Source organism: Sphingomonas aerophila (assembly GCF_014199305.1).
GTDB lineage: Bacteria > Pseudomonadota > Alphaproteobacteria > Sphingomonadales > Sphingomonadaceae > Sphingomonas > Sphingomonas aerophila.
The window spans coordinates 1-24,994 of record NZ_JACIJK010000009.1 but is presented as its reverse complement, the minus strand read 5'-3'; the positions used below and the strand labels follow the sequence as shown (position 1 = coordinate 24,994).

General features: G+C 66.5%; 23 protein-coding genes. 9 read left to right on the top strand and 14 right to left on the bottom strand.

The window, feature by feature from the left end; genetic code table 11:
• Positions 1-26: 26 nt before the first annotated feature.
• From FHS94_RS14200 to FHS94_RS14190, 3 genes are read left to right on the top strand one after another with little or no spacing between them, the layout of a single operon-like run.
• Positions 27-2,231, top strand: coding sequence for a xanthine dehydrogenase family protein molybdopterin-binding subunit (locus FHS94_RS14200; protein ID WP_184059017.1), 2,205 nt, complete (start codon positions 27-29; stop codon positions 2,229-2,231).
• 10 nt (positions 2,232-2,241) lie between these two features.
• Entirely contained in the window at positions 2,242-3,165 is a 924-nt protein-coding gene (locus FHS94_RS14195; RefSeq protein WP_184059015.1) for an XdhC family protein, read from the top strand.
• The gene (locus FHS94_RS14190) at positions 3,152-3,730 is read left to right on the top strand and encodes a nucleotidyltransferase family protein (RefSeq protein ID WP_184059013.1); all 579 of its coding nucleotides are present in this window, start codon (positions 3,152-3,154) and stop codon (positions 3,728-3,730) included. Before FHS94_RS14195 ends, FHS94_RS14190 begins: the two co-directional genes overlap by 14 nt.
• Positions 3,731-3,755: 25 nt before the next feature.
• Here FHS94_RS14190 and FHS94_RS14185 read toward each other — a convergent pair whose 3' ends face one another.
• From FHS94_RS14185 to FHS94_RS14120, 14 genes are all read right to left on the bottom strand, one after another.
• Complete coding sequence (locus FHS94_RS14185; RefSeq protein WP_184059011.1) at positions 3,756-4,964, bottom strand: ABC transporter permease; 1,209 nt, start codon at positions 4,962-4,964, stop codon at positions 3,756-3,758.
• 137 nt (positions 4,965-5,101) lie between these two features.
• A complete protein-coding gene (locus FHS94_RS14180; protein ID WP_184059009.1) occupies positions 5,102-5,905 on the bottom strand; it encodes an ABC transporter ATP-binding protein in 804 nt (267 codons plus the stop codon).
• Positions 5,820-7,223, bottom strand: a complete 1,404-nt coding sequence (locus FHS94_RS14175) for an efflux RND transporter periplasmic adaptor subunit (protein ID WP_184059007.1) — start codon at positions 7,221-7,223, stop codon at positions 5,820-5,822. The genes FHS94_RS14180 and FHS94_RS14175 overlap by 86 nt, the downstream gene beginning before the upstream one ends.
• Positions 7,223-8,713 (bottom strand): efflux transporter outer membrane subunit, encoded by a 1,491-nt coding sequence (locus FHS94_RS14170; protein ID WP_184059005.1) that lies wholly within the window; start codon positions 8,711-8,713, stop codon positions 7,223-7,225. The genes FHS94_RS14175 and FHS94_RS14170 overlap by 1 nt, the downstream gene beginning before the upstream one ends.
• A 71-nt stretch (positions 8,714-8,784) precedes the next feature.
• A complete protein-coding gene (locus FHS94_RS14165; protein WP_184059003.1) occupies positions 8,785-10,803 on the bottom strand; it encodes an acetyl-CoA carboxylase biotin carboxylase subunit in 2,019 nt (672 codons plus the stop codon).
• Entirely contained in the window at positions 10,800-11,153 is a 354-nt protein-coding gene (locus FHS94_RS14160; protein ID WP_184059001.1) for a hypothetical protein, read from the bottom strand. Before FHS94_RS14160 ends, FHS94_RS14165 begins: the two co-directional genes overlap by 4 nt.
• Before the next feature lie 17 nt (positions 11,154-11,170).
• The gene (gene bioB, locus FHS94_RS14155; protein WP_184058999.1) at positions 11,171-12,160 is read right to left on the bottom strand and encodes a biotin synthase BioB; all 990 of its coding nucleotides are present in this window, start codon (positions 12,158-12,160) and stop codon (positions 11,171-11,173) included.
• Complete coding sequence (locus tag FHS94_RS14150; RefSeq protein ID WP_184058997.1) at positions 12,160-12,498, bottom strand: lysozyme inhibitor LprI family protein; 339 nt, start codon at positions 12,496-12,498, stop codon at positions 12,160-12,162. The genes bioB and FHS94_RS14150 overlap by 1 nt, the downstream gene beginning before the upstream one ends.
• A complete protein-coding gene (gene scpA, locus FHS94_RS14145; RefSeq protein WP_184058995.1) occupies positions 12,495-14,702 on the bottom strand; it encodes a methylmalonyl-CoA mutase in 2,208 nt (735 codons plus the stop codon). Before scpA ends, FHS94_RS14150 begins: the two co-directional genes overlap by 4 nt.
• Positions 14,702-15,481, bottom strand: a complete 780-nt coding sequence (locus FHS94_RS14140) for an enoyl-CoA hydratase-related protein (protein WP_184058993.1) — start codon at positions 15,479-15,481, stop codon at positions 14,702-14,704. The genes scpA and FHS94_RS14140 overlap by 1 nt, the downstream gene beginning before the upstream one ends.
• Positions 15,481-15,900 carry a methylmalonyl-CoA epimerase gene (gene mce / locus FHS94_RS14135; RefSeq protein WP_184058991.1) on the bottom strand — a complete coding sequence of 140 codons (420 nt, stop codon included), beginning with the start codon at positions 15,898-15,900 and terminating at the stop codon, positions 15,481-15,483. Before mce ends, FHS94_RS14140 begins: the two co-directional genes overlap by 1 nt.
• Positions 15,897-16,115, bottom strand: coding sequence for a hypothetical protein (locus tag FHS94_RS14130; protein ID WP_184058989.1), 219 nt, complete (start codon positions 16,113-16,115; stop codon positions 15,897-15,899). The genes mce and FHS94_RS14130 overlap by 4 nt, the downstream gene beginning before the upstream one ends.
• Positions 16,115-16,396, bottom strand: a complete 282-nt coding sequence (locus FHS94_RS14125; protein ID WP_184058987.1) for a plasmid mobilization protein — start codon at positions 16,394-16,396, stop codon at positions 16,115-16,117. Before FHS94_RS14125 ends, FHS94_RS14130 begins: the two co-directional genes overlap by 1 nt.
• Positions 16,397-16,439: 43 nt before the next feature.
• The gene (locus FHS94_RS14120; protein ID WP_184058985.1) at positions 16,440-17,966 is read right to left on the bottom strand and encodes an acyl-CoA carboxylase subunit beta; all 1,527 of its coding nucleotides are present in this window, start codon (positions 17,964-17,966) and stop codon (positions 16,440-16,442) included.
• Positions 17,967-18,037: 71 nt separating this feature from the next.
• Here FHS94_RS14120 and acs point away from each other — a divergent pair, with 71 nt between their 5' ends.
• The 6 genes from acs (at position 18,038) to FHS94_RS14090 (ending at position 24,543) form a co-directional block, all read left to right on the top strand.
• Complete coding sequence (gene acs, locus FHS94_RS14115) at positions 18,038-19,972, top strand: acetate--CoA ligase (RefSeq protein WP_184058983.1); 1,935 nt, start codon at positions 18,038-18,040, stop codon at positions 19,970-19,972.
• A gap of 51 nt (positions 19,973-20,023) precedes the next feature.
• Complete coding sequence (locus FHS94_RS14110) at positions 20,024-20,761, top strand: Crp/Fnr family transcriptional regulator (protein WP_246348630.1); 738 nt, start codon at positions 20,024-20,026, stop codon at positions 20,759-20,761.
• A 34-nt stretch (positions 20,762-20,795) separates the two neighbouring features.
• Entirely contained in the window at positions 20,796-21,359 is a 564-nt protein-coding gene (locus FHS94_RS14105) for an isochorismatase family protein (protein ID WP_184058981.1), read from the top strand.
• A gap of 146 nt (positions 21,360-21,505) precedes the next feature.
• Positions 21,506-22,477, top strand: coding sequence for an NAD(P)H-dependent glycerol-3-phosphate dehydrogenase (locus FHS94_RS14100; RefSeq protein WP_184058979.1), 972 nt, complete (start codon positions 21,506-21,508; stop codon positions 22,475-22,477).
• Positions 22,478-22,564: 87 nt separating this feature from the next.
• Positions 22,565-23,860: a UDP-glucose dehydrogenase family protein gene (locus tag FHS94_RS14095; RefSeq protein WP_184058977.1), complete on the top strand. Its 1,296-nt coding sequence runs from the start codon at positions 22,565-22,567 to the stop codon at positions 23,858-23,860.
• A gap of 59 nt (positions 23,861-23,919) precedes the next feature.
• Positions 23,920-24,543, top strand: a complete 624-nt coding sequence (locus FHS94_RS14090) for a hypothetical protein (RefSeq protein WP_184058975.1) — start codon at positions 23,920-23,922, stop codon at positions 24,541-24,543.
• Positions 24,544-24,994: the final 451 nt, after the last annotated feature.

Genomic DNA, 24,994 nt, shown 5'->3' with positions numbered 1-24,994 from the left:
GACGGTCAACGGTTCGGGGTTGGGCAATGCGCGAAGGTAAGATGGACGGGCCGTACCGTCCGGCTGGGCTCACCCAGGCGGAGCAGGGTGTGCTGGGCGCAGCGGTGCCGCGGATTGAGGGGCCAGCAAAGGTGACCGGCACCGCGCAGTACGCCGCGGAAAAGGCGCCGGAGGGCACCGCCTATGCGGCGATCGTGGTCAGCGCGATCGGGCATGGCCGCGTGATCGGCATCGACGCGAGCGCAGCGGAGGCAGTCGCGGGGGTGCTGGTGGTCATCACCGACGATCCCCGCCTGCCGGCACAGGGCGGCAATTCTCGCCAGGCACCGCCGACAGGATTGCGCGACATCTTTTATGCGGGCCAGCCGGTGGCGATCGTGGTGGCGGAAACGCCCCAGGCCGCGACGGAGGCGGCGCAGTTGGTGCGGGTGGAATCCGAGGCAGCGGCCGGGCGCTTCGATGCTGGCGCTGAAACGCCCGACACGGACCATGGTAAAGGCTTTCTGCCGCCCATCGACGCAGGCGATCTCGACAGCGCGCTTGCGGCCGCGGAGGTCGTCTTCGACCAGCGCTATACGACACCGGCGCACTTCCCCGCCGCCCTGGAGCCGCACGCCACGACTGCGTGGTGGGACGGCGACCGGCTGACCGTCAGGACCAGCAACCAGATCATCGGCGCGGCGCGGGGCACGATCGCGACAGTGCTGGGCATCGATAAAGAGCGGGTGCGAGTATTGGCGCCCTTCGTCGGCGGCGGCTTCGGCGGCAAGACCGGCGTAGGCCCCGAAGCGATCGTCGCGGCGATCGCGGCGGAACGGGTCGGGCGGCCGGTGAAGATCGCCCTGCCCCGTCGCCAGACCGCGAGCATGGTCCACCATCGCTCCCCCACCAGGCAGCGCATCCGGATCGGCTGCGACCGCGACGGGCGGATCGGCGCAATCGCGCATGACAGCGTGGTCGCGCAGAACGAACATGGCGATTTCGTCGAGCCGGTACCGTTTGGTTCACTGCCGCTATACGCGGGGCAGGTTCGCCGCTTCCGCACCGACCTGGTCACCGTCGACCTCCCCCAGACTGGCGCGGTGCGCGCGCCGGGCGAGGCCGTGGGCACCTTTGCCATCGAATGCGCGATGGACGAACTGGCACATCAACTCGGCCTCGACCCCATCGAGCTTCGCCGCCGCAACGAGCCCGAGGTTGATCCGCTGAGTGGCAAGCGCTTCTCCACCCGGCGGCTGCTGGACTGCTATGACGAAGGGGCGCAGCGCTTCGGCTGGGATCGGCGTCTCCCCACCCCTGGCGCGCGGCGGGAGGGTGACTGGCTGATCGGCCTTGGCATGGCAGCGGCGCTGCGGGGTAACTTCACCGTCGAGGCGCAGGCGCGCGTGACGCTGGGCACCGACGGCCGGGTGCTTGTCGAAACCGACATGACCGACATCGGCACCGGCACCTACACGATCCTTGCGCAGGTTGCGGGCGAGATGCTGGGATTGCCGGTGGACGCTGTTGAGGTGCGGCTCGGCGATAGCGAGTTGCCGCCGAGCGCGGGATCGGGCGGGTCATTCGGCGCGAGCAGCGCGGGGTCCGCCGTGGTGCTCGCCTGCGAGGACATCCTGGCCGAACTCGGTCGCCGGATGAATGCTGCGCCCGAAGAGCTGCGGCTGCGCGAGGGCTGCGTCAGCGTGGGCGAGCGGCGGGTTCCCCTGGCCGACCTGACCCACGGGGAGCCCATTCAGGCGACGGGCAAGGCGATGCCTGGCGCGGAAACGAGCGGGACGAGTCAGGCGAGCCACGGCGCGCAATTCGCGGAGGTTGCTGTCAACGCTGTGACGGGCGAGGTGCGCGTGCGCCGGATGCTGGGCGTGTTCGAGATCGGCCGCGTGCTCAACCGCGCAACGGCCGCGAACCAGGCGGTCGGCGGCATGGTATGGGGCATCGCTTATGCACTGCAGGAAGAAGCGGTGGTCGACACGCGCACCGGCCGCTTCGCCAACCCGGACTTCGGCGAATACCACGTCGCGGTGAACGCCGACGTGCCCGCGATCGAGTGCCACTTCATCGAGGAGGTGGACACCAGCGCCAATCAGGTCGGCGCAAAGGGCGTGGGGGAGCTTGGCATTTCGGGCGCTGGCGCCGCGGTGGCGAACGCGATCTTCAACGCGTGCGGAGTGCGTGTACGCGACTTCCCCGTCACGCTGGACAAGCTCATCGCCGGCCTGCCGGCGGTCTGAAAGAGAGAACATGGCCGAAAATGACAGCGTGATCGCGGCCGCCCGGCAATGGGCGGGACAGCCCATGGCCATTGCCACCGTCACTTCCACCTGGGGGTCGGCGCCGCGGCCCAAGGGAAGCCACATGCTGGTTCATGCCGATGGCCGGTTCGAGGGCTCCGTGTCGGGCGGCTGTGTCGAAAGCGATATCATGCAGACCGCCGCCGACGTGATCGCGGGCGCGCCGTTCCAGATAATGCGGTACGGCGTTGCGGACGCGGCGGCATGGGAGGTCGGCCTTCCCTGCGGCGGCGAGATCGAGGTCATGGTTCAGCCGGTCAGCGCGGAGGGCTTCGACCCCGAATTGTTTGACCGGATTTCCGAGGCTGGCGAACAGGGACGCGCTCTGACCGTCACCACGGACCTGGCCACCGGGCACAGCGACCTGCGTCCGGTCGAGACGGGGGCGGTGTTCGCCAACCGCTACGCCCCTCCGCGCCGTCTGCTGATCGTTGGCGCGGTGCAGATCGCGCAAGCGCTGGCGCAGCTCGCGACGACGCTGGGGATCAAGGTGACGGTGGTTGATCCGCGCGCCCGATTTCTGACCGAGGAGCGCTTTCCCGGCGTGACACTGGACGACCGTTGGCCGGACGAGGCGGTCGAGGCGCTGCGGCCCGACCCGGCCACCGCGGTGGTGACTCTTAGCCATGACATCAAGATCGATGATCCCGCACTGATCGCCGCATTGAACAGCCAGGCCGCCTATGTCGGGGCGCTCGGCAGTAGGCGCAGCCATGCGGCGCGGCGAGAGCGGCTGGCGACGGCGGGGCTGTCAGCGGAGCAGATCGACCGGATCGATGCGCCGGTCGGGATCAGCATCGGCGCGATCGGGCCGTCGGAGATCGCGCTGTCGATCGCCGCGGCGATGGTCGGCGCCTTCCATGCCGAGGATTGAGGACAGCGTTCTGGTGTTGTTGGCGGCCGGGCGCTCGACGCGCTTTGGGGCTGGGCGGCACAAGCTGCATCAGGAGCTGTTCGGGCGGCAGCTGGGCGAGGTCGCTGCGGCAACCCTGGCTGCTCTGCCATTTCGGGAGCGGGTGGCGGTAACGGCTGCTGGTGGGCTGGATTTAGCGGCATTGGGGTTTCGACAAGTCGTGAACCCCGACCCAGCGGCTGGTATGGGGCGGTCGGTTTCGCTCGGGGTCGAGGTTGCGGATAAGCTCGGGGCAGCGGCGGTGCTGGTCGCGCTGGCAGACATGCCCTGCGTGACCGCAGCTCATGTCGAGCGGCTGTTCGCGGCAGCAGGCGCCGCGGGCGTCGTGGCATCCAGCGATGGGCACGCCGCCAAGCCCCCTGCCCTGTTCACGCGTGACCAGTTCGCGAGGTTGCGGGCGCTTTCCGGAGACGTAGGCGCGCGGGCCCTGTTACGCGACGCGGTGCTGGTGAGCGCACCAGTGGACGACCTGGTCGACGTCGATACGGCCGAAGAGCTGGAACGGCTGCGCGGGCGACTGGGCTAGACCAACCGCCCCACCCCCGCGAACACTATTCGTGCCGAAGCGCGTCGATGGGGTTGAGCGAGGCCGCGCGCCGTGCCGGGAAATACCCGAACACCACGCCGATGATCGCAGAGGTGGCAAAGGCGATCACGTTGATCTGCGGATCGAACAGGAACGGTACCTGCATCAACGGCGTGATGGCCAGGATCACGAGCTGCGCGATCACGAGCCCGATCAGGCCGCCCAGGCACGACAGCGCCACCGCTTCGACCAGGAATTGCATCAGCACCTCACGCGCCACGGCGCCGATGGCCAGGCGGATGCCGATCTCTCTCGTGCGCTCCGTCACGGACACTAGCATGATGTTCATGATGCCGATGCCGCCGACCACCAGGCTGATCGCGGCGACTGCCGCAACGATGCGGGTCAGCAACGTGGTGGTGCCGGTCAGCGTGTCGGATATCTGCTTGGTATCGAAGATGAAGAAGTCGTCGTCCTTGCCCTGCGTGATGTTGCGCCGCTCGCGCAGCAAGTCCTGGATGGATGCCTGCACGGCCGCGGTGGAATAAGCCTGGTCGACGCCGACCAGCATCAGGCGCACATCGCGATTGCCGGTGAAGCGGCGCTGCACCGCCTTGATCGGCATGGCAACGACGTCGTCTTGGTCGCCGCCGAAACCAGCCTGCCCCCGCGTCGACAGAACGCCGATGATGTCACAGCTGATCGGGCCGATGCGAAAGCGTTGGCCGACCGCCTGGCCGCCTCGGAACAGGTTCTGGCGAACGGTGTTGCCGATGATGCAAACAGCCTTGCCGGCCTGCTCCTCCGCCGGCGTCCAGCGGCGCCCTGCCACCAGCGGCCAAGGCTGGACGGTAAACGACGCGTCAGTGGTGCCGTTGACGGTGGTGGACCAGTTCGCGCCCTCATAGATGGCGGTCGCGGTCGCCTGCGCTTGGGGGGCGACGGCGGTGACGCCCGCGACCTGGTTGGCGATGGCGGTGACGTCCGCGGGCTTGAAGTCCGGCGGGCGCGGGCCGCCGCCGCCGCGACCGAAGCCCTGGCCGGGGCGGATCTGCAGGATATTGGTGCCGAGCGCGCTGATCTGGCTCTGGACGGCGGCGGTGGTCGCCTTGCCCAGCGTCACCATGGTCACCACCGCGCCGACACCGATGATGATGCCCAGGATGGTCAGGAATGAGCGCAGCTTGTGCCGGGCGATCGAGCGCAGCGCGAGCAGAAGGATGGTGCCGCCCATGTTAGTGCTCCTGTTCGCCGGCAAAGGCCGGTATCCAGCACCTCACAACGGTATCGTACGGCAGCGCCATTCGGCGCTGTGCGCCGAGGCTGGGTCCCGACTTACCCCAGAGTATGGCAAGGGATGAACAGGTCATCTCAACGCATCTCCGGGACGACGCCCTGCTGGTGACCGCGCTCGATCCGCTCCACTAGCCCGTCCTTGAAGTGCACCACCGTGCGCGCAAAGGCGGCCATGTCGGGTTCGTGGGTGACCATCAGCACGGTAATGTTGCTCGCCCGGTTGAGGTCGGTCAGCAGCTCCATGATCTCCACGGAGCGTTCGGAATCGAGGTTGCCGGTTGGCTCGTCGGCAAGCAGCACGTCCGGCTGCGTCACGATCGCGCGCGCAATGGCGACCCGCTGCTGCTGCCCGCCCGACAACTCGCCGGGCGTGTGATCCCACCATTGATCCAGCCCGACCTTTTCCAGCGCGCCCATTGCCAGCGCGCGGCGCGCCTTCTTTTCGTCGCCACGATAGAGCAACGGCAGCTCCACATTCTCCAGCGCAGAGGTGCGCGCCAGGAGGTTGAACCCCTGGAACACGAAGCCGAGATATTTGCGGCGAAGCAGAGCGCGCTGGTCACGGTCGAGCCGCTCGATATGCACGCCCTTGAACAGGAACTCGCCAGCCGTGGGCACGTCGAGGCAGCCGAGGATATTCATGGTCGTCGACTTGCCCGACCCGGACGGCCCCATGACCGCGACAAAGTCACCCGCCTGGATGTCTAGGTCGACACCCTTCAGTGCCTGGAACTGCGTCGCGCCCGAGCCATAAGCCTTGGTGACGTTGCGCAGTCGGATCAGGGGATCGGCGCTACTGGCCACCGCCCGCCCCTGCCCCGCGCCGGCGCGCGCCGCCAGCACCTGCGTTCCGGCGACCAGCCGAGCCGCCGGCGTCATCGCCCGATAGCTGCCCGGTGATGACCTGTTGTCCGGCCTTGAGATCGCCGGACAAGATTTCCGTCATGGTGCCATCGGTATCGCCGGTCGTGACCTGCACGGGCTGCGGTTTGCCGTCTGCACCCTTGACGTACACGGTCTGGACGCCGCCGCGACCAACGGTCGCCTGACGCTGGTTACCGCCGCCGCCGCGCCGACCGCGCGGGATCAGGGCGCTGGTGATGCCCCCGCTGCCCGAACCCTGGCCCGCGCCGTCCGCGGTCGGCTTGAAGCGCAGCGCGGCGTTGGGGACGAGCAGCGCATTGCCCTTGTCCGACGTGATGATGTCCGCCGTCGCTGTCATGCCTGGGCGCAGCTGCAATGTTGGGTTCGAGACGGTGAGGTCGGCGGCATAGCTGACGACCTGCCCGGTGGTGGATGTGGCGCTGGTGGTAGCGGAGCTGGTGGCCGAGCTGACGGTCAGGTTGGAGCCGAGGTCGACCCGGCTGATCGTTGCGGGAAATGTTTTGCCCGGGAAGGCATCTACGGTGAACGAGGCTTTCTGCCCGACCTTCACCTGACCCACATCCGCTTCGTCGATCGCGACTTCCAGCTTCATCTGGGTCAGGTCCTCCGCGATCACGAACAGCGTCGGCGTGTTGAAGGAGGCAGCGACGGTCTGGCCTGGGTCGACCTGACGCGCGAGCACGACGCCGTTGACGGGACTGCGGATGATGGCGCGGGCACGCTGTGTCTGCACCTGGCCCAGTTGCGCGCGGGTCGCGGCGACGTTGGACTGGGCGACCCGCAAGGCCGCCACGGCACGCTGATAATCGGCGCGACCGGCCTGAAGCTCGGTTTCGGACGGCACGCGCTTGTTGGACAGGCGGTACACCTCTTCGAGGCGGTTCAGCTGCGCACGGCTTTGGGCGAGTGTTGCCTGGGCCTGGCCGACCTGCGCCTGGTTCGCCTCAATCTGGGCGTTGATCTGACGGATCTGGTCTTCGAGCTGCTGGGGGTCGATCAGGGCGAGCGCCTGGCCGGCGGTCACGCGATCGTTGACGTCCACGACGACCTTGGTGACCAGGCCCGACAGCTGCGACCCGACCGTCACCTGGTTGGTCGGTGCGAGCTTGCCCGTCGCCGAAACGGAGACGGTCAGGTTGCCGCGATTGACCGGCGCGGTGGCGTAACCCGCGTCCGCCTTGCTGCCAAAGCAGCTCTTCAGCAGCAGCGCGAGCAGGATCACGGCAATCGCGACGAGCACCCACTTGCCCCAGCGGCGCCACGCGGGCGCGGGCTTGGTGCCCAGGAACTCGTCGAGCTGTTCGTCTGCCATTAATTGCTTCCCGTTGGGCGGGGGGTGGAGGTGCGGGTAGCCTCAGCGGTCGGGATGGAAGCAGGCTCCCATCCGCCGCCGAGCGCCGCATAAAGCGCGATCAACGCCGCAGCCTGGTCTGAACGCGCCTGGGTCAGGCCGTTCTGCGCGCTGAGCAGTGCCGCTTCCTGCTGGTTGAGCGTGGTGAAGTCGGTCAGCCCCGTGCGGTACTGGCTGCGGGCAAGCAGCGCGGAGTTGCTGGCGGCGTCAAAGGCGATGCGGAACTGGACTTCGCGCTGGCGGGCGGTGTCTAGCGCGACAATCGCGTTCTCCACATCCTCCAGCGCCAGCAGCACGGTGCCCTTGTAGCTGGCGAAAGCAACGTCCGCGGCAGCCTCTGCGCTGCGCACCTGGCTGCGCAGGCGACCGCCGTTGAAGATCGCCTGGGTCAGCCCGGCGAACAGGCCGCCGGTGACCGCGTCACCGATGCTGCCGATCGAGGTGGCGTTAGTCTGGATGTTGCCGGTGATGGCGAGCGCGGGATAAAGCTGCGCCCTGGCGACGCCGATCCGCGCGGTGGCGGATGCCAGTGCGCGTTCGGCGGCAAGGACGTCCGGGCGCTGGCGCAGCGTGTCGGCGGGGATGCCGGCGCCAACCACGCCGGGAGCGGTCGGGATCGGTCGTGTCGCCTCCATACGAGCACGAAGGGCGCCGGGTGCCTGGCCCGACAGCACGCCGAGCCGCGCCACGGCAGCCGCATATTGCTGTTCCAGGCTGGGGATGGTTGCCGCCGTCTGCGCGCGCTGGCTGCGCGCCTGCTCGACATCGGTCGAGGAGACGAGGCCCGCCTGTACGCGGAAGCCCGCGATCTGCAGATTGTCGTCCTGGATGCGCAGGCTGGCACGCGCGTTGGCGATCTGCGCCTGATAGGCGCGGACCAGGACGTAGTTGCGGGCAATGTCGCTCTCGATCGAGACGAGAACCGCGGCATAGTCATAGCCCGCCGCCTGTTCCTCCGCCCGCGTCGCCTCCACCGTGCGGCGCACTTCGCCAAACAGGCCGAGCTGGTATTGCGCATCAAGGCCGAGTGAGAAGCTGTCGCCGGCCGAGCGGGAGATAGTGGTCACCGTGCCGTCTGGCAGGGTCAGGTTGCTCGTGCCGCCGACCAGGTTAAAGGAGCGATTGTAACCCGCCGAACCTGACACGGTGGGCAGCAGTTGCGAGCGCGACTGTACCAGCGACTCCCGCGCCTGGCGCAATCGGCCGACCGCCTGGGCAAGGTCCGTGTTGCCCGCGCGCGCAGCCTCCACCAACTCGCCCAGAACCGGATCATCGAAGCGGTCCCACCAGCGGGTGAGATTGTCGGCCCGGGCCGCCGCCGGGACTGACCATGCGTCGGGCACGCCGAGCTCAGCAGGTGTGCTCGGCCGATAGTTGGGGCCAACCGTGCAACCGGCCAGTGCGACGCTGGCCGACACGGAGACTAGAAGGAGCGCGCGGGGGCGAAACATGGGCGTGGTGTGTGAACAGCACACCTGTTCCAGTCCAGCGCAATTGTGTCGCAATTTGTCGCCCGGGCGCCCTATTCCAGCTCCAGGATGACCTGATCGACCGCCAGGCTGGCACCCGCTTCGACCTCCACGGACTTGATTGTGCCCGCCTTTTCCGCGCGCAAAATGTTCTCCATCTTCATCGCTTCGACCACCGCGAGCGGCTGGCCGGGTTGCACCTTGTCTCCAGCCTTTGCGTCCAGTCGCACCAGCAGGCCCGGCATGGGGGCGATCAGGAAGCGGCTGAGGTCGGGCGGCACTTTCTCGATCAGGTGGTGCGCATAGGATGCGACATGCGCGGGCAGAACGCGGGCGGTGTGGCTCGCGCCGCGGGTGGTCAGGCGAAAGCCGGTGCGGGTGCGGGCAAGCCGGACGGACAGCGGCGCGCTGTTCCATTCAGCATGCACCAGCCGGTCGCCGGGGGTGTACTCGATCGACAGGTCCGCTTCTTCGCCGGCGATCACCAGCGTGTCGGGGGCGAGCAGGACCTGATGCTCCCGACCCGCGATGCGCACCAGCCACTCGCTGGGCGGCCGCAACCGTCGGCCAAGCTGGCCATCGACGCGGCGCGCGCGATCGGCTTCTGCCGTCGCGGCAAAGGCAGCTATCCCGGCAAGAGCCTGAACAAGCTCGGGCGCGGCAGGGGCGCCGTTGAAGCCGTCGGGATATTCTTCCGCGATGAAGCCGGTCGTGAGCGCCCCTGCGCGGAATCGCGGGTGCTGCATCAACGCCGACAGGAAGTCGATGTTGTTGCCGACGCCATCGAGCTCGAACGAGTCGAGCGCGGAAATCTGCAGGTCCGCTGCCTCCTCGCGGGTGGGTGCCCAAGTAATCAGTTTGGCGATCATCGGGTCATAGAACATCGATACCTCGCCGCCCTCGGTCACGCCGTCATCGACACGGACATAGGCATCGCTCACACTTCCGAGCGGCTGCTGATGCGCGGATGCCTCCGGCGGGGCGTAGCGGGTCAGGCGGCCGATACTGGGGAGGAAACCGCGATAGGGGTCCTCGGCATAAACGCGGTTCTCGATGGCCCAGCCGGTGAGCTTCACCTCATCCTGCGTGAACGCGAGATGCTCGCCCGCCGCGACGCGGATCATTTGCTCGACCAGATCGAGCCCGGTGATCGCTTCCGTGACAGGGTGCTCGACCTGTAGGCGGGTGTTCATCTCGAGGAAGTAGAAACCCTGCCCGGTCGTGTCGGCGCCTGACACGATCAGCTCGACGGTGCCCGCAGAGTAGTAGCCGACCGCGCGGGAGAGCGCGACAGCCTGTTCACCCATGGCGCGACGCATCTCGGGCGTGACGAAGGGGGATGGCGCTTCCTCCACCACCTTTTGGTGGCGGCGTTGGATCGAGCATTCGCGCTCGCCAAGATAGACGATGTTGCCGTGCTGGTCGCCCAGCACCTGGATCTCGATGTGGCGCGGGCTCTCGATAAACTTCTCGATGAAGACGCGGTCGTCGCCAAAGCTGGCAAGGCCTTCGCGCTTGGTCGCCTCGAATCCCTCGCGCACGTCCTGTTCGGACCAGGCGAGGCGCATCCCCTTGCCGCCGCCGCCAGCCGACGCTTTCATCATCACCGGATAGCCGATGTCGGTCGCAATCCGCACCGCCTCGTCCGTGTCGGCTATTTCACCTAGGTAACCAGGGACGACGTTGACGCCCGCCTGTTTGGCGAGCTTTTTGGACTCGATCTTGTCACCCATCGCCGCGATCGCGTTCGGCGGTGGGCCGACAAAGGCGATGCCCGCCTCCGCACAGGCGCGCGCGAAGCTCTCGCGTTCGGACAGGAAGCCATAGCCTGGGTGGATGCAGTCGGCGCCGGTTTCCTTGGCGGCGAGCAGGATCAACTCGGCCTTGAGATAGCTTTCGGCCGCGGGTGCCGGGCCCAGGCGCACGCTCTCATCGGCCATCAGGACATGCGGCGCGCGGGCATCTGCGTCCGAATATACCGCGACCGTTGCGATGCCCATCCGCTTGGCGGTCCGCATGACGCGGCAGGCGATCTCACCGCGATTGGCGACCAAAATCTTCTTGAACATCAATGCGGCTTTCTAGTCCCGAGAAGGGTCACTTCAGGCATGGTCGCCACGATCTCCGAGCCAGCGAGACTACGTAAGCCGACCATCTCCGCGCCGTCTTGTGCGCGTTCGGCTTGGACGAGGATCGCCGGGCGCTTAACCCCGTGTTCGTCAGTCCAGACCGCGTATTGAGGGATTTCCGAAGTCAACGGGCCCTTGCCGCCGCCGTTCATGGAGAAAACGGCGCTGCCCTCCCGGGCATCCTGAACCGTTGCCGGTCGCCCCCTGATGAAGCCGGTCGCCGGTAGCTCTGGCCATTGCGTCTCGGCGGCCACCACAGCCGGCGTCGCGGCGAGACAGAGCGCCATCGCCACCCGGTTACACGTGCTTCTCACTCCGCCGCCACCCGCATCGGCTCGTCACCCTCCATCGCGCGCAGGCCCAGCTTGGCGAACAGGGCGGCGTCGGCGCTGTCGCCGGCGTTGCCGGTCGTGAGCAGCTTGTCGCCGGTGAAGATCGAGTTTGCGCCCGCCATGAAGCAGAGCGCCTGCGCCGCTTCGCTCATGCTTTCACGGCCAGCCGACAGGCGGATCATGCTCATGGGGCAGGCGATGCGCGCAGCGGCGACGACGCGGACGAACTCGATGTCATCGACGCGAGCCATCGGCGTGTCGGCAAGCATGTCGCCGAGCGGAGTGCCCCTGATCGGCACCAGCGCGTTGACCGTGACGCTTTCGGGGTGGCGCGGCAGGGTGGCGAGCGCGTGGACGAAGCCGATGCGGTCCTCCCGCGTTTCGCCCATGCCGACGATGCCGCCGCAACAAACGCTGACGCCTGCGTTGCGCACGTTTTCAAGCGTATCGAGCCGGTCCTGATAGGTCCGCGTGCTCGTCACCCGCTCATAATATTCGGGCGAGCTGTCGAGGTTGTGGTTGTAATAGTCGAGCCCTGCGTCGGCGAGCGTCCTGGCCTGGCCCTCATCAAGCATGCCCAGCGTCATGCAGGTTTCGAGCCCCATCGCCTTCACGCCCTCGATCATCGCGACCACCTTGGGCATGTCGCGCTCCTTGGGGCTGCGCCAGGCGGCGCCCATGCAGAAACGCTGTGAGCCCGCGGCCTTCGCCTCCGCGGCAGCGGAAAGGACGCTGTTCACGTCCATCAGCTTCTCGGCCTTCAGCCCTGAACCGTGGTGCGCGGACTGCGAGCAATAGCCGCAATCCTCCGGGCAGCCGCCGGTCTTGATCGACAGCAGCGTGCACAACTGCACTTCGTCGGCGGCCTGGTGGGCCCGATGAACCTGTGCTGCGCGGAACACGAGTTCAGTGAAGGGCAGGTCAAACAGCGCGCGGATCTCGGCGCGGGTCCAGTCGGTACGAAGCATCAGCGAGGATCGCCCTTGAGTTCACGGGTTCTGAGACGGGTCAGCTGCGCAAGGCAGGCTGAATGTTGCATCGGCTGCATCGAGCCACCCTCATACTGGGCGGCGCTGCGTCCACACTCGGCATCACGATACTTGAGCCAGGCGCGCTGCGAAGCGAGCAAAAGCGAAGCACTCCTCCCGCCTGCCCGGCGCGCTTGCGCCATGGTCGTCCGGTACTGCGCGTTCAGCAGTGCATCGGCGCGGCGATGATCCACCGCGGCTTGGGTGTTCAGCGATTGCTGCGTTTGCGCGGCGACCGGCGTTGCCAGCAGGGCGAGCGACAGCAGGGCGAGCCTCATTCAGCGGCCTCCTCTCGCGGAGGCATGTTGTGGCCGAGCAGGCGCAGCACTTCCTCGGCCGCGTTGATCAGGTTGGTGCCGGGGCCAAAAATCGCCTGGACGCCGGCATCACGCAACGACTGGTAATCCTGCGCCGGGATCACCCCGCCCGCGATCACGCGAATGTCGGCGCGGCCAGCATCGCGCAGGTGGCCTATCAGCTCGGGGATCAACGTCTTGTGGCCGGCGGCAAGGCTGGAGGCACCGACCACGTCGACGCCGCTGTCGATCGCCAGCCGCGCGGCCTCTGCCGGGGTCTGGAACAGGGGTCCGGGTACAACCTCAAACCCCAGGTCGCCGAACATGGACGAGACGAGATTGGCGCCGCGATCATGCCCGTCCTGCCCCATCTTGGCGACCAGCATCCGGGGCTTGCGGCCAAGCCGCCGCTCCGTTGCATCAACGCCATCGCGCAGCCGTTCCCAACGCAAGTCGTCGGCATAAGCGCCACCATAGACACCCGACACGGGCGTCGGCTTTGTAGCGTGACGGCCAAAGGCGACCTCCATCGCCGCGCTGATCTCTCCAAGCGTGCACCGCGCACGCGCACAGTCGACCGCGAGCGAGAGGAGATTCTCCGACCCTTCCGCCCCGGCGCGCAGCGCCTCGAGTGCCGCCGTCACAGCCGCCTCGTCCCGGTTCGCGCGCAGCTGCTCCAATCGGCGCACCTGCGCCTCGCGCACGGCATGATTGTCGATGTCGAGCACGTCCACGGCGGTGTCTTCGGACGGGCGATACTTGTTGACACCGACGATCACCGTCTCGCCCTTGTCCACCGCAGCAGCACGGGCGGCAGAGGCTTCCTCGATCATCGCCTTGGGCCAGCCGGCTGCAACGGCCTTCGCCATGCCGCCTTCGGCATCGACCCTTTCGATGATGTCCCAGGCTCTTGTGACGAGCTCCTGCGTCAGGCTCTCGACATAATAGCTGCCACCCAGCGGATCGACGACGTTGGTGATCCCCGTTTCCTCCTGCAGCACCAACTGGGTATTGCGGGCGATGCGGGCGGAGAAGTCGGTGGGAAGCGCGATCGCCTCGTCCAGCGCATTGGTGTGGAGCGACTGGGTGCCGCCGAGCGCAGCGGCGAGTGCCTCCACCGTCGTGCGGATCACGTTGTTATAAGGGTCCTGCTCCTGGAGCGACACGCCGCTGGTCTGGCAGTGGGTGCGCAGCATCTTGGAGCGTTCGTCCTGGGCGCCGAGCTCTGTCATCACCCGGTGCCACAGCCTCCGTGCAGCGCGAAGCTTCGCCACCTCCATGAAGAAGTTCATGCCGATCGCGAAAAAGAAGCTTAGGCGTCCGGCGAATTTGTCGATGTCGAGCCCGGCGGCCATCGCCGCCTTCGCATATTCCTTGCCATCAGCGATGGTGAAGGCGAGCTCCTGCACCTGCGTCGCGCCGGCTTCCTGCATATGGTAGCCGGAGATGGAGATGCTGTTGAACTTGGGCATTTCTGCAGAGGTATAGGCGATAATGTCCGCGATGATCCGCATCGATGGTTCGGGCGGATAAATGTAGGTGTTGCGGACCATGAACTCCTTGAGGATGTCGTTCTGGATGGTCCCGTCCAGTTTGGCGCGGGGTACGCCCTGTTCCTCGCCGGCAACGATGAAAAAGGCGAGGATCGGGATCACCGCGCCGTTCATGGTCATGCTGACCGACATCTGATCGAGGGGGATCCCGTCGAACAGGATCTTCATGTCCTCAACCGAGTCGATCGCGACACCCGCCTTGCCGACATCGCCGACGACCCGCGGGTGGTCGCTGTCATAGCCGCGGTGCGTGGCGAGATCGAAGGCGACGGACAGCCCCTTCTGTCCGGCGGCTAGATTGCGGCGGTAAAAGGCGTTCGATTCCTCCGCGGTCGAAAAGCCGGCATATTGGCGGATCGTCCAGGGGCGCCCCGCATACATGGATGCGCGCACGCCACGGGTGAACGGCGCGAAGCCCGGCAAACCGGGGTCGGCGGTGACGTCCTCAGCCGTATACAGTGGCTTGACGTCGATCCCTTCGGGCGTGTGCCAGTTGAGCCCTGCCCCCTTCACTTCCTTGGCGGCGAGCGCCTGCCAGTCGGACAGCGTCGGCTGCGGGGTAGGTTCGGGAAGGTCTCGCGCAGGCGGTACGCTGCCTGCATCCTCTCCCGAGTTGAGTTCAATCTCGGCCATCAGGCTCCCGTGAACCCGGGCGCGCGTTTCTGCAAGAACGCCTGGCCGCCTTCGCGTGCATCGGCCGTCCCACGCGCGGTGCGCTGCGCCTCCGCTTCGGCCAGCAGGGCGGCCGCGTAATCCGTTTCCATGGCGCGGTGCAGGGCACGGCGCATCAGGCCGAGAGCGACGGTCGGCCCCGCCGCGAGCCGTTCCGCCAACGCCAGTGCGCGGGCGTCGAGCATGTCGTCGTGAACGACCTGGTGGATCATGCCCCAGTCATGCGCCTTGGACGCGGGCACGCGCTCGCCCAGCATCATCATTTCGGCCGCACGGGCGCGCCCGATCAGGCGGGGGAGCATCCAGCTGGCCCCGCCGTCCGGCACCAGGCCGATGTTGACGAAAGCCTGTAGGAAATAGGCGGTGTCGGACGCGATACAGAAGTCACCGGCCAGCGCCAGCGAGCAACCGATACCGGCAGCGGGCCCGCGGACCGCAGTGACCACGGGAACCGACAGGTTCGCGATCGCCTCCAGCGTCGGATTATAACCCGTTGTGAGCGCAGCAAAGGTAGCCTCGCCCGGGTCGTCCGCCAAGAGCGCGCCCATCGCAACATCCGCGCCCGAACAGAAGCCCCGCCCCTCACCGCGGATCAGCACGGCGCGTGCGCCGGCGAGATCGGCCAGCGCCTCCCGCAGTTCAATGAACATGGCGGGCGGCGCAGCGTTGAGGCGGTCGGGGCGATTTAGCGATACCACCAACACGTCGCCGCGCCGGTCGACCAGGATATGCTCCGGCATCAGTGATCCCCCTGCGGCGTTTCCATCAACTCGACCAGCACGCCACCCGTGTCGCGCGGGTGCATGAAGACGATGGGCGTGCCGTGCGCCCCGATGCGCGGCTCCCCAAGCAGGGTTGCTCCCTTCGCCTTCAGGTCGGCTATAGCGGCCTGGATGTCGGGAACCTCAAAGCAGAGGTGGTGCTGGCCACCGCCGGGGTTCTTGCGCAGGAAACCGGCAATGGGCGAAGCGTCGTCATAAGGCTCGATCAATTCGATTTGTGTGTTCGGCGCGTCGAGAAAGCAGATCTTCACGCCCTGCGCCGGAAGGTCGAACGGCTCGCCAATCGTCACGGCACCAAGGAGGGTTCGATAGGTCTCGATCGAGCGCTCGATCGATGGCGTCGCGACGCCGACGTGGTTGAGGCGGCCCAGCGTCATCCCTCGATCCTCGGCACATCACGCCCGCGTTGCGCGGCCGCTACCTCCACCAATGTTTCCAAACGAACGACGCGACGGTCGATTCCATCCGCATAGTCGCGGGTCCGGCGAACGTCGGACGCCATGGCTTCCACGTTGCGCTGCAGGCGGGCGACGTCCTCCTGCAACAACATGACCTTCTTCAGCGCGGCGAAAACGTCGCTGATGGTGCTCATCAGGCGATGCCCCGGTCCTGGAAGAACTGGTTCATCTCGGCATGAAGGTCTTCCAGCACGACATTGGAGCGGTCGAGCGAGGCACGCATCGCAGGAACCGCGGCGTTGAGCTCTGCGGCGAGCGCCGCAAGCTCGACTTCCTCCTTTGCCGAGATCCGGTCAAAATTGTCGACGGCCAGACGGATGTACTCGCCGCTCGATACGCCAAGGCTGGCCGCCTTCGCCTCGATCGCGGCCTTGCGATCGGGGGTCGTCAGAAATGTCACCCGGGCGTTCTGCATCGCGCTCTCCTTACAATCACATTGTAATGTACCGGAGGGCGCCTCACAACGGAATGTTGTCGTGCTTCTTCCACGGGTTTTCGAGCACCTTGCCGCGTAGCTTACGCAGGCCCAGCGCGATGCGGCGGCGGGTGGAATGGGGCTGGATCACCTCGTCGATAAAGCCCTTGGACGCGGCCACGAACGGGTTGGCGAAACGCGCCTCATATTCGGCGGTTCGCTCGGCGATCTCCTCCGGCGTGCGGCCCCGGAAGATGATCTCCACCGCGCCCTTTGCACCCATCACCGCGATCTCTGCTGTGGGCCAGGCATAGTTGAGGTCGCCGCGCAGGTGCTTGGAGGCCATTACGTCATACGCGCCGCCATAAGCCTTGCGCGTGATCACGGTGATCTTGGGCACGGTCGCCTCGGCATAGGCGAACAGCAGCTTGGCGCCGTGCTTGATGATGCCGTTATGCTCCTGCGCCGTGCCGGGGAGGAAGCCCGGCACGTCCACGAACGTCACGATCGGAATGTTGAACGCGTCGCAGAAGCGGACAAAACGCGCCGCCTTCTTGGATGAGTTGATGTCGAGCACGCCCGCCAGCACGGTCGGCTGGTTCGCGACGATTCCGACGGTCCGCCCCTCTATCCGACCGAAGCCGCAGATGATGTTGGCGGCATGAGCGGGCTGTACCTCAAAGAAGTCGCCCTCGTCCACGACCTTCCGAACCACCTCATGCATGTCATAGGGCTGGTTGGCATTGGCCGGGATCAGCGTGTCGAGGCTGTGCTCGATGCGGTCCCAGGGATCGCTGGTCGGCCGCTCCGGCAGCCCTGATCGATTGGATGCGGGTAGGAAATCCACGAAATCGCGCGCGGCGAGCAGTGCCTCGATATCGTCCTCGAACGCGACATCGGCGACGCTGGTCTTGGTCGTATGCGTGATCGCGCCACCCAGCGCCTCCTGCGTCACCACCTCGTTGGTTACTGTCCTCACCACGTCGGGGCCAGTGACGAACATGTAGGACGAGTCCTTCACCATGAAGATGAAGTCGGTCATGGCGGGCGAATAAACAGCGCCGCCCGCGCACGGTCCCATGATCAGGCTGAGTTGCGGCACCACACCGCTGGCCAGCACGTTGCGCTGAAACACCTCGGCATACCCGCCCAGCGAGGCGACGCCTTCCTGGATGCGGGCACCACCTGAGTCGTTAAGGCCGATCACAGGCGCGCCGACCTTCATCGCCATGTCCATGATCTTGCAGATCTTCTGGGCGTGCCGCTCCGACAGGGAGCCGCCGAACACCGTGAAATCCTGGCTGAACACGAACACCAGCCGGCCGTTGATGGTGCCCGATCCGGTCACCACGCCGTCGCCCGGGATCACCTGGTCCGCCATGCCGAAGTCGATGGCGTTGTGCTCGACGAACATGTCGAGTTCCTCGAACGAGTTCTCGTCGAGCAGGACGTCCAGACGCTCGCGCGCGGTCAGCTTGCCCTTGGCATGCTGTGCGGCGATGCGCTTTTCACCACCGCCAAGGCGGGCCGCCTCGCGACGGCGGGCCAGTTCTTCCAGGGTCGAAGACATGCGCTCTCCTGCGTGTTTGCGCCCCTCCTTTCAGGCGGCTAGGCGAAAAGCAACCAGGCAGGAGAGCGCTGATGTCCGACGAGTTGTACCCCGTCCCCGCATATTGGGCAGATCGGGCGACGCTGGACGAGTCGGGTTATGCCGCGATGTACGAAGCCGCCCGCGCGGACCCGGACGCGTTCTGGCTGGAGCAGGCCGGCCGTCTCGACTGGATCAAGGCGCCGCGCAAGGCGGGCGAATGGTCCTTCGACGAGGCGGATTTCGGCATTCGCTGGTTCGCCGATGGCGTGCTAAACGTCGCCGCGAACTGCCTGGACCGCCACCTGGCAGAGCGCGGCGACACCACGGCCATCATCTGGGAACCGGACGAACCGAGCGAACAGCCACGCCACTTCACCTATCGCGAGGTGCATGGCGAGGTCTGCCGCTTCGCCAACGTGCTGAAGGCGCAAGGGGTGGCCAAGGGCGATCGGGTAACGATCTACATGCCCATGATCCCGGAGGCGGCCTTTGCAGTGCTCGCCTGCGCGCGGATCGGCGCGATCCACTCCGTCGTGTTCGGCGGGTTCAGCCCGGAAGCCATTGCGGGGCGCATCGTCGATTGCGACTCCCGCGTCGTGGTCACCGCCGACGAGGGCCGCCGCGGGGGCAAACGTATCCCGCTAAAGGCCAATGTCGACGCGGCGGTGCAGCGTGCCCCGTCGGTGGAGCGGGTCGTCGTGGTGCGTGCCACCGGGGCCGACGTGCCGATGGGTCCCCTCGACATCTGGTACCATGAGGCGGCTGGGTTGGTCGCCGCCGACTGCCCGCCCGAGCCGATGAACGCCGAGGACCCGCTCTTCGTCCTCTACACATCTGGCTCGACCGGGAAGCCCAAGGGCGTGCTCCATACCAGCGCCGGCTATCTTCTGTGGGTAAGCCTGACCCACGAATGGTGCTTCGATTATCGCCCCGGAGAGGTGTTCTGGTGCGCGGCCGACATCGGCTGGGTCACCGGGCACAGTTATATTCTCTATGGCCCGCTCGCTAACGGCGCGACGACGCTGATGTATGAAGGGCTACCAAACTGGCCCGATGCAAGCCGGATCTGGCAGGTGGTCGACCGGCATCAGGTCAACACGCTGTTCACCGCGCCCACCGCTTTGCGGGCGCTGATGAAGGACGGCGACGAACCGGTAAAGCGGACCAGCCGCGCGTCGCTGCGGCTGCTGGGATCGGTCGGGGAGCCGATCAATCCGGAGGCATGGCGCTGGTACCATGAGGTGGCGGGTGACGGTCGTTGCCCGATCGTGGACGCCTGGTGGCAGACGGAGACCGGCGGGATCATGATCTCCCCCCTGCCCGGCGCCACCGCGCTGAAGCCGGGCTCCGCGACCCGACCGCTGCCGGGTGTCGACCCGCAGTTGGTGGACGAAACGGGCCGGGTGTTGGAAGGCGCAACGTCGGGCAACCTTGTCCTGACGCAGAGCTGGCCCGGGCAGATGCGCACCGTCTGGGGCGATCACGATCGCTTCTTCCAGACCTATTTCACCACCTATCCCGGAACCTACTTCACGGGCGATGGCTGCCGGCGCGATGAGGACGGTTATTACTGGATCACCGGCCGGGTGGATGACGTGATCAACGTGTCGGGTCACCGGATGGGCACTGCGGAGGTGGAGAGCGCGCTAGTGCTTCACCCCAAGGTTGCCGAAGCCGCAGTGGTCGGCATGCCGCACGATGTGAAAGGCCAGGGCATTTACGCCTTTGTCACGCTGAACGCCGGGGTGGAGGGATCGGAGGAGCTGCGGGCAGAGCTATGCACTCATGTGCGGCGCGAGATAGGCCCCATTGCAACGCCTGATGCGCTTCAATTCGCCCCAGGCCTGCCAAAGACGCGGTCGGGCAAGATCATGCGACGCATCCTGCGCAAGATCGCGGAGGGCGATGTGTCGCAACTGGGCGATACCTCCACACTCGCGGACCCCGCAGTGGTGGACGACCTGGTTGCCCATCGGGCAAAATGAACCGCCAGACGCACGGCGTGTGCCGGTTTTTTTTGAGGATGTTGCAGAAACATGGCGGACGTTGACGGCTTGATCGAACGTCATCTCAACAGGCTTCGCGCGCGCCATTCCATCTCGGCTGAGGAGGAGGGGGCGATCCGCGGCCTGCTCGACGCCCCCACTCGCGTTCCCGCCGGCACCCTGTTGATCCGTGCGGGCAAGCGGCTGGAAAACAGCACCTTGCTGCTGGACGGGTTCCTCAGCCGGTACAAGGACATGGCGAATGGACGGCGCCAGGTGACGGAAGTCGCAGTGCCCGGTGACTTCGCGGACCTTCATTCCTTTGCGCTCAAGCGGCTCGACCATGACATCGCGGCGATGAGCGACTGCCTTGTCGCAACCGCGCCGCATGAGAAGCTGGAGGAGTTGACGCGTACACATCCCCGACTGACCCGGATCTATTGGTTCACCACCAACCTCGACGCGGCGATCCATCGCGAATGGGAGCTGTCACTGGGCCAGCGCTCTGCCGAACAACGACTGGCGGCGTTGATCTGTGAGTTGCAGGTCCGCCTAGGCCTGATCGGGATGGCGGACGAGAGTGGCTATGACCTGCCGCTGAAGCAGGTGCACCTGAGCGAATGCGTCGGGCTGACCCCGGTGCACGTCAACCGGATGCTGCGTGTGCTGCGCGAACGCGGGCTGATGTCCTTTTCGGGTGCGCGCGTCACCATCCACGATCTTGCCGGCCTGCGCCGCCTCGCCGAGTTCGACGACGGCTATCTATACCTTCACCCCGATCCGTTGTGACGGAACGGGACAGGTGCCTGCTGGTTGAGCGGCCATGCCGACCTATGACGCCCGCTCCACCGCCCTCATCCTGATCGACCTGCAACAAGGTATCGCCACCGACAACAAGGCGCCGCTTACCGGCGCTACCGTGGTCGAGCGCGCCAAGAACCTTGCCGCCCGGTTCCGTGACGCGGGAGCGCCGGTGGTGCTGGTGCATGTCGCTCTCGACCGGCACAACGGCCCGAGCGGGGCGGCGGACAAGCCATCGCTGCCGGCCCAAGGCACGCCGCCCGGCTTCGAGGATTTCGTGGAGGGTTTTCGCCAGCCCGACGACCTTGTGGTGTTGAAGCACCACTGGGGCGCGTTCACCGGCACCGATCTCGACCTGCTGCTGCGCCGCCGTGGCATCCGCACGGTCGTGATCGGCGGCATCGCGACCAACATGGGCGTCGAGTCCACCGCGCGATCGGCATGGGAGTTGTCCTACGACGTCGTCATTGCAGAGGACGTTTGCTCGTCCATGTCAGCCGAATGGCACCGTTTCTCAACCGAGGAAATCCTGCCCATGATCGCCCGCGTCGTCCCGGCGGAAGCGATCGGCTTTGATCGCGGCTAGCCGTATTCGCACGGGCGAGGCGGCTTTCCCCGACGAAACCGGTATCCGGCGGAACTCCTGACCGCCGGCCCGCCAGCCGCCCGGGTTGTCGCATTGTGGATGGACCCCGGTGGACAAGGGGCCGCGGCAAGTTAGAGACCGCCTGAATGACCAGCCCCGTCAACAATGCTGACATTGCCGTGCTCGGCGCCGGATCGTTCGGCACCGCCATTGCCACTGCACTCGCGCGGGGCGGCAACCGAGTGCGCCTGTTATCCCGCACGGCCGAACAGGCAGAGGCGATCAACACGACGCGGGAGAATAGCCGCTTCTTCCCCGGCCATACGCTCAACCCGTTGATTAGCGCGACGGCATCGCTGGACGAGGTGCTTGGCGCGCGGGTGCTGTTTCTCGCCTTCCCGTCCAAGGTCATGGACGGTTACGCTACCCAGATCGGCGCGGGCGCGGCACCGGGCACCGTCGTGGTAAACTTGATCAAGGGGCTTCATCCCGACCACTTCACCTTTGCGGAGCTGTTCCGGCACGTTGCGCCTGACGTGAGCTATGTCGCGTTAAAGGGCCCGACCTTTTCCAGGCCGCTGTTCCTGGGCGAATGGTCCGGCATGACCTGTGGTGCCGACGACCCGGCAGTGGGCAAGCGGGTAACCGACCTGTTCGGGGGCGGCGCGCTGGCGCTGGACGCGATCCCGTCTGCGGCGTCGGTCGATATCGCGAGCGCGCTCAAGAACGTCTACGCCATCGCACTCGGGCTGGTCGGCTCGACGGGTCCGTCGGAGAACACGACCTATATGGCCGCAACACTGGTCATCAAGGAACTGCGCCGGGTACTCGATGCGATGGGCTGCCACCCGGATGTGCTGTGGAGCTTTTCGGGTGTTGGCGATATCCTGCTGACGGGATTGTGCGATACCAGTCGCAACCGCACCATCGGCCTGATGATGGGCAAGGGCATCCCGATCGATCTGGTCCGGTCCGACTTCGTTGCCGAGGGTGTACGGGCTGTGGACGCGCTGGAGGCGCATTGCGGCCATGTCGATACGCCGCTGCTCGATGCAGTGGCGGAAGTGCTGCACGGGCGACAGGGGCCGGCACACATATTCGAGCAATTTACCCGCTGAGATTCGCGGGGCCAGCCGTGGTTTCCACCGGCCGGCCGGGGCGCTAGAGCCCGGTTAGAGACGAGCATAAGTTAAAGGGGTCGAGCTTTGCGCATTACCATGATCGGATCAGGCTATGTCGGCCTGGTATCCGGGGCCTGCTTTGCCGATTTCGGTCACGACGTATGCTGCGTCGACAAGGATGCGAGCAAGATCGAACGGCTGCTCGCCGGCGTAATGCCGATCTATGAGCCCGGCCTCGACGATCTGGTCGAGCGCAACGTCAAGGCGGGCCGCCTGCGCTTCACCACCAGCCTTGCCGACGGGGTAGCGGACGCGGTGTTCATCGCGGTCGGCACGCCGTCACGTCGAGGCGATGGCCATGCGGACCTGAGTTATGTGTTCGGCGCCGCCAGGGAGATCGGTGAGGCGATCACCGGCTACACGGTGGTGGTGACCAAATCGACGGTGCCGGTCGGCACGGGCGATGAGGTCGAGCGCATCATCCGCGAGGCGAACCCGCAGGCCGAGTTCGGCGTCGTCTCCAACCCCGAGTTCCTGCGCGAAGGCGCCGCGATCGACGACTTCAAACGCCCCGACCGGATCGTGATCGGATCGGAGGACACGCGTGCAACGGAAGTCATGCGCCAGGTATACCGGCCGCTTTATCTCAACCAGGCGCCGATCCTGGTCACCGGGCGGCGCACGGCAGAGCTGATCAAGTACGCCGGCAATGCGTTCCTCGCGACCAAGATCACGTTCATCAACGAGATCGCGGACCTGTGCGAACGGGTCGGTGCCAACGTCCAGGAGGTCGCGCGCGGCATCGGGCTCGACAACCGGATCGGGTCCAAGTTCCTTCATGCCGGACCCGGCTATGGCGGATCGTGCTTCCCCAAGGACACGCTGGCCCTGCTCAAGACCAGCCAGGATTATGAGGCACCCCAGCGGATCGTCGAAGCGGTGGTGGCGGTCAACGACCAGCGCAAGCGGGCCATGGGTCGCAAGGTGATCGCGGCGATGGGCGGCTCCATCCGCGGCAAGACGGTTGCGGTGCTCGGCCTCGCGTTCAAGCAGAACACCGACGACATGCGCGACAGCCCCGCGATCGCGGTGGTACAGGCGCTGACCGACGCCGGCGCCGTGGTACGCGCATTCGACCCCGAAGCGACCGAACAGGCCCGCCCGCTGCTGCCCGATATCGAATACGCCACTGGCCCTTATGAGGCGATCGAGGGTGCGGACGCGGTGGTCGTGGTCACTCCATGGGACGCCTTCCGCGCGCTCGACCTGAAGCGTATCAAGTCACTGCTCGCCGCGCCTGTCGTCGTCGATCTGCGCAACATATTCGACCCGGAACAGGTGCGCTCTGCCGGACTGGAATATACCGGCGTGGGACGTTGATGGAACGGAAGCGTATCGAAACGCGTACCTCCCTTCGCGATTAACGAAGGAGTGAGTTAATGCGTAACACGCTTTTCGCCGCTGGTGCGGTCGCCCTGCTGAGCGCGGGCACCGCGCTGGCACAGACCAGCCCTGCACCCGCGACACCCCCGGCCGCACCCGCAACAGGGGCACAGCAAGCCGCACCTGCCGCCCCCGCTGCGCCTGCCGCCCCCGCTGCGCCTGCCGCCCCCGCTGCGCCTGCCAACGTCTCGGCCGGTGCAGCCGTGGTCGACGCGACCGGCGCATCGGTTGGCACGATTGCCCAGGTGAATGGGGCCACGGCGATCGTGGACACAGGCACCAACAAGGTCGGCGTGCCGGTCGGCAACTTCGCTGCGGGCCCGAACGGCCTGGTGCTGGGCAACACAAAGGCGGAGCTGGACGCGGCGGCTGCCCAGGCAGCGGCACAGACGCAGGCGCAGACAAAAGCGCTGCTGGTAGCCGGCACTGCCGTTCATGGTAGCGCGGGCAACGTGCTGGGTAAGGTCAAGTCCGCGGACGATCAGTTCGTTACCGTCACCAGCAGCAAGGGCGGCGACGTCCGCCTGCCGGTAAGCGGTTTTGCTGCAACGCCAGCGGGGCTGGCCGTCGGCATCACTCAGGCAGACTTCGACAAGGCAGTGGCGGCCGCGCGTCGCTAAGGTTCCGGGGCTCGGTCAGTGATGGCCGGGCCCGCTTTTGGGACGCGGCGGCAAGGCTGGCCCGCTTCCGACAGGCGCCTGTCGACAGGCGCACGAAACGCGATACGGTTGCGACCGGCAAGGGGCTGCTCGGACGGGCCCATGATTGCCGTCGGGGAAGCAGTAGCCTTTTCGACCAAGTCAGGCGTATCTAGCTCTCATGAGTCCGACTGCGTCTTTCATGACCAACGAGGGATGCCAGCGCGGCCCAATCGCGATCCGCTCCCCTGGCCACCTGCCCCGCCGCGATCGTGAGCGGAACGTTCCGGCACGTTGTGAAGGCCGGCGGCGCGGGGTGACGCTGTGACCCGCTTGTTTGTCGCTTCCTTACCGGGCGTGCCGGCCTTGGTTGCTCGCCCCGCCTACGATCCGGCTGCTGTTTCGGTCGGGATCGTGCATTTCGGCCCGGGCG

Coding starts and splice junctions, on each gene's coding strand:
- FHS94_RS14200 (WP_184059017.1), top strand. CDS start 27: ATGCGCGAAGGTAAGATGGACGGGCCGTACCGTCCGGCTGGGCTCACC.
- FHS94_RS14195 (WP_184059015.1), top strand. CDS start 2,242: ATGGCCGAAAATGACAGCGTGATCGCGGCCGCCCGGCAATGGGCGGGA.
- FHS94_RS14190 (WP_184059013.1), top strand. CDS start 3,152: ATGCCGAGGATTGAGGACAGCGTTCTGGTGTTGTTGGCGGCCGGGCGC.
- FHS94_RS14185 (WP_184059011.1), bottom strand. CDS start 4,964: ATGGGCGGCACCATCCTTCTGCTCGCGCTGCGCTCGATCGCCCGGCAC.
- FHS94_RS14180 (WP_184059009.1), bottom strand. CDS start 5,905: ATGACGCCGGCGGCTCGGCTGGTCGCCGGAACGCAGGTGCTGGCGGCG.
- FHS94_RS14175 (WP_184059007.1), bottom strand. CDS start 7,223: ATGGCAGACGAACAGCTCGACGAGTTCCTGGGCACCAAGCCCGCGCCC.
- FHS94_RS14170 (WP_184059005.1), bottom strand. CDS start 8,713: ATGTTTCGCCCCCGCGCGCTCCTTCTAGTCTCCGTGTCGGCCAGCGTC.
- bioB (WP_184058999.1), bottom strand. CDS start 12,160: ATGCTTCGTACCGACTGGACCCGCGCCGAGATCCGCGCGCTGTTTGAC.
- FHS94_RS14150 (WP_184058997.1), bottom strand. CDS start 12,498: ATGAGGCTCGCCCTGCTGTCGCTCGCCCTGCTGGCAACGCCGGTCGCC.
- scpA (WP_184058995.1), bottom strand. CDS start 14,702: ATGGCCGAGATTGAACTCAACTCGGGAGAGGATGCAGGCAGCGTACCG.
- FHS94_RS14140 (WP_184058993.1), bottom strand. CDS start 15,481: ATGCCGGAGCATATCCTGGTCGACCGGCGCGGCGACGTGTTGGTGGTA.
- mce (WP_184058991.1), bottom strand. CDS start 15,900: ATGACGCTGGGCCGCCTCAACCACGTCGGCGTCGCGACGCCATCGATC.
- FHS94_RS14130 (WP_184058989.1), bottom strand. CDS start 16,115: ATGAGCACCATCAGCGACGTTTTCGCCGCGCTGAAGAAGGTCATGTTG.
- FHS94_RS14125 (WP_184058987.1), bottom strand. CDS start 16,396: ATGCAGAACGCCCGGGTGACATTTCTGACGACCCCCGATCGCAAGGCC.
- FHS94_RS14120 (WP_184058985.1), bottom strand. CDS start 17,966: ATGTCTTCGACCCTGGAAGAACTGGCCCGCCGTCGCGAGGCGGCCCGC.
- acs (WP_184058983.1), top strand. CDS start 18,038: ATGTCCGACGAGTTGTACCCCGTCCCCGCATATTGGGCAGATCGGGCG.
- FHS94_RS14110 (WP_246348630.1), top strand. CDS start 20,024: ATGGCGGACGTTGACGGCTTGATCGAACGTCATCTCAACAGGCTTCGC.
- FHS94_RS14105 (WP_184058981.1), top strand. CDS start 20,796: ATGCCGACCTATGACGCCCGCTCCACCGCCCTCATCCTGATCGACCTG.
- FHS94_RS14100 (WP_184058979.1), top strand. CDS start 21,506: ATGACCAGCCCCGTCAACAATGCTGACATTGCCGTGCTCGGCGCCGGA.
- FHS94_RS14090 (WP_184058975.1), top strand. CDS start 23,920: ATGCGTAACACGCTTTTCGCCGCTGGTGCGGTCGCCCTGCTGAGCGCG.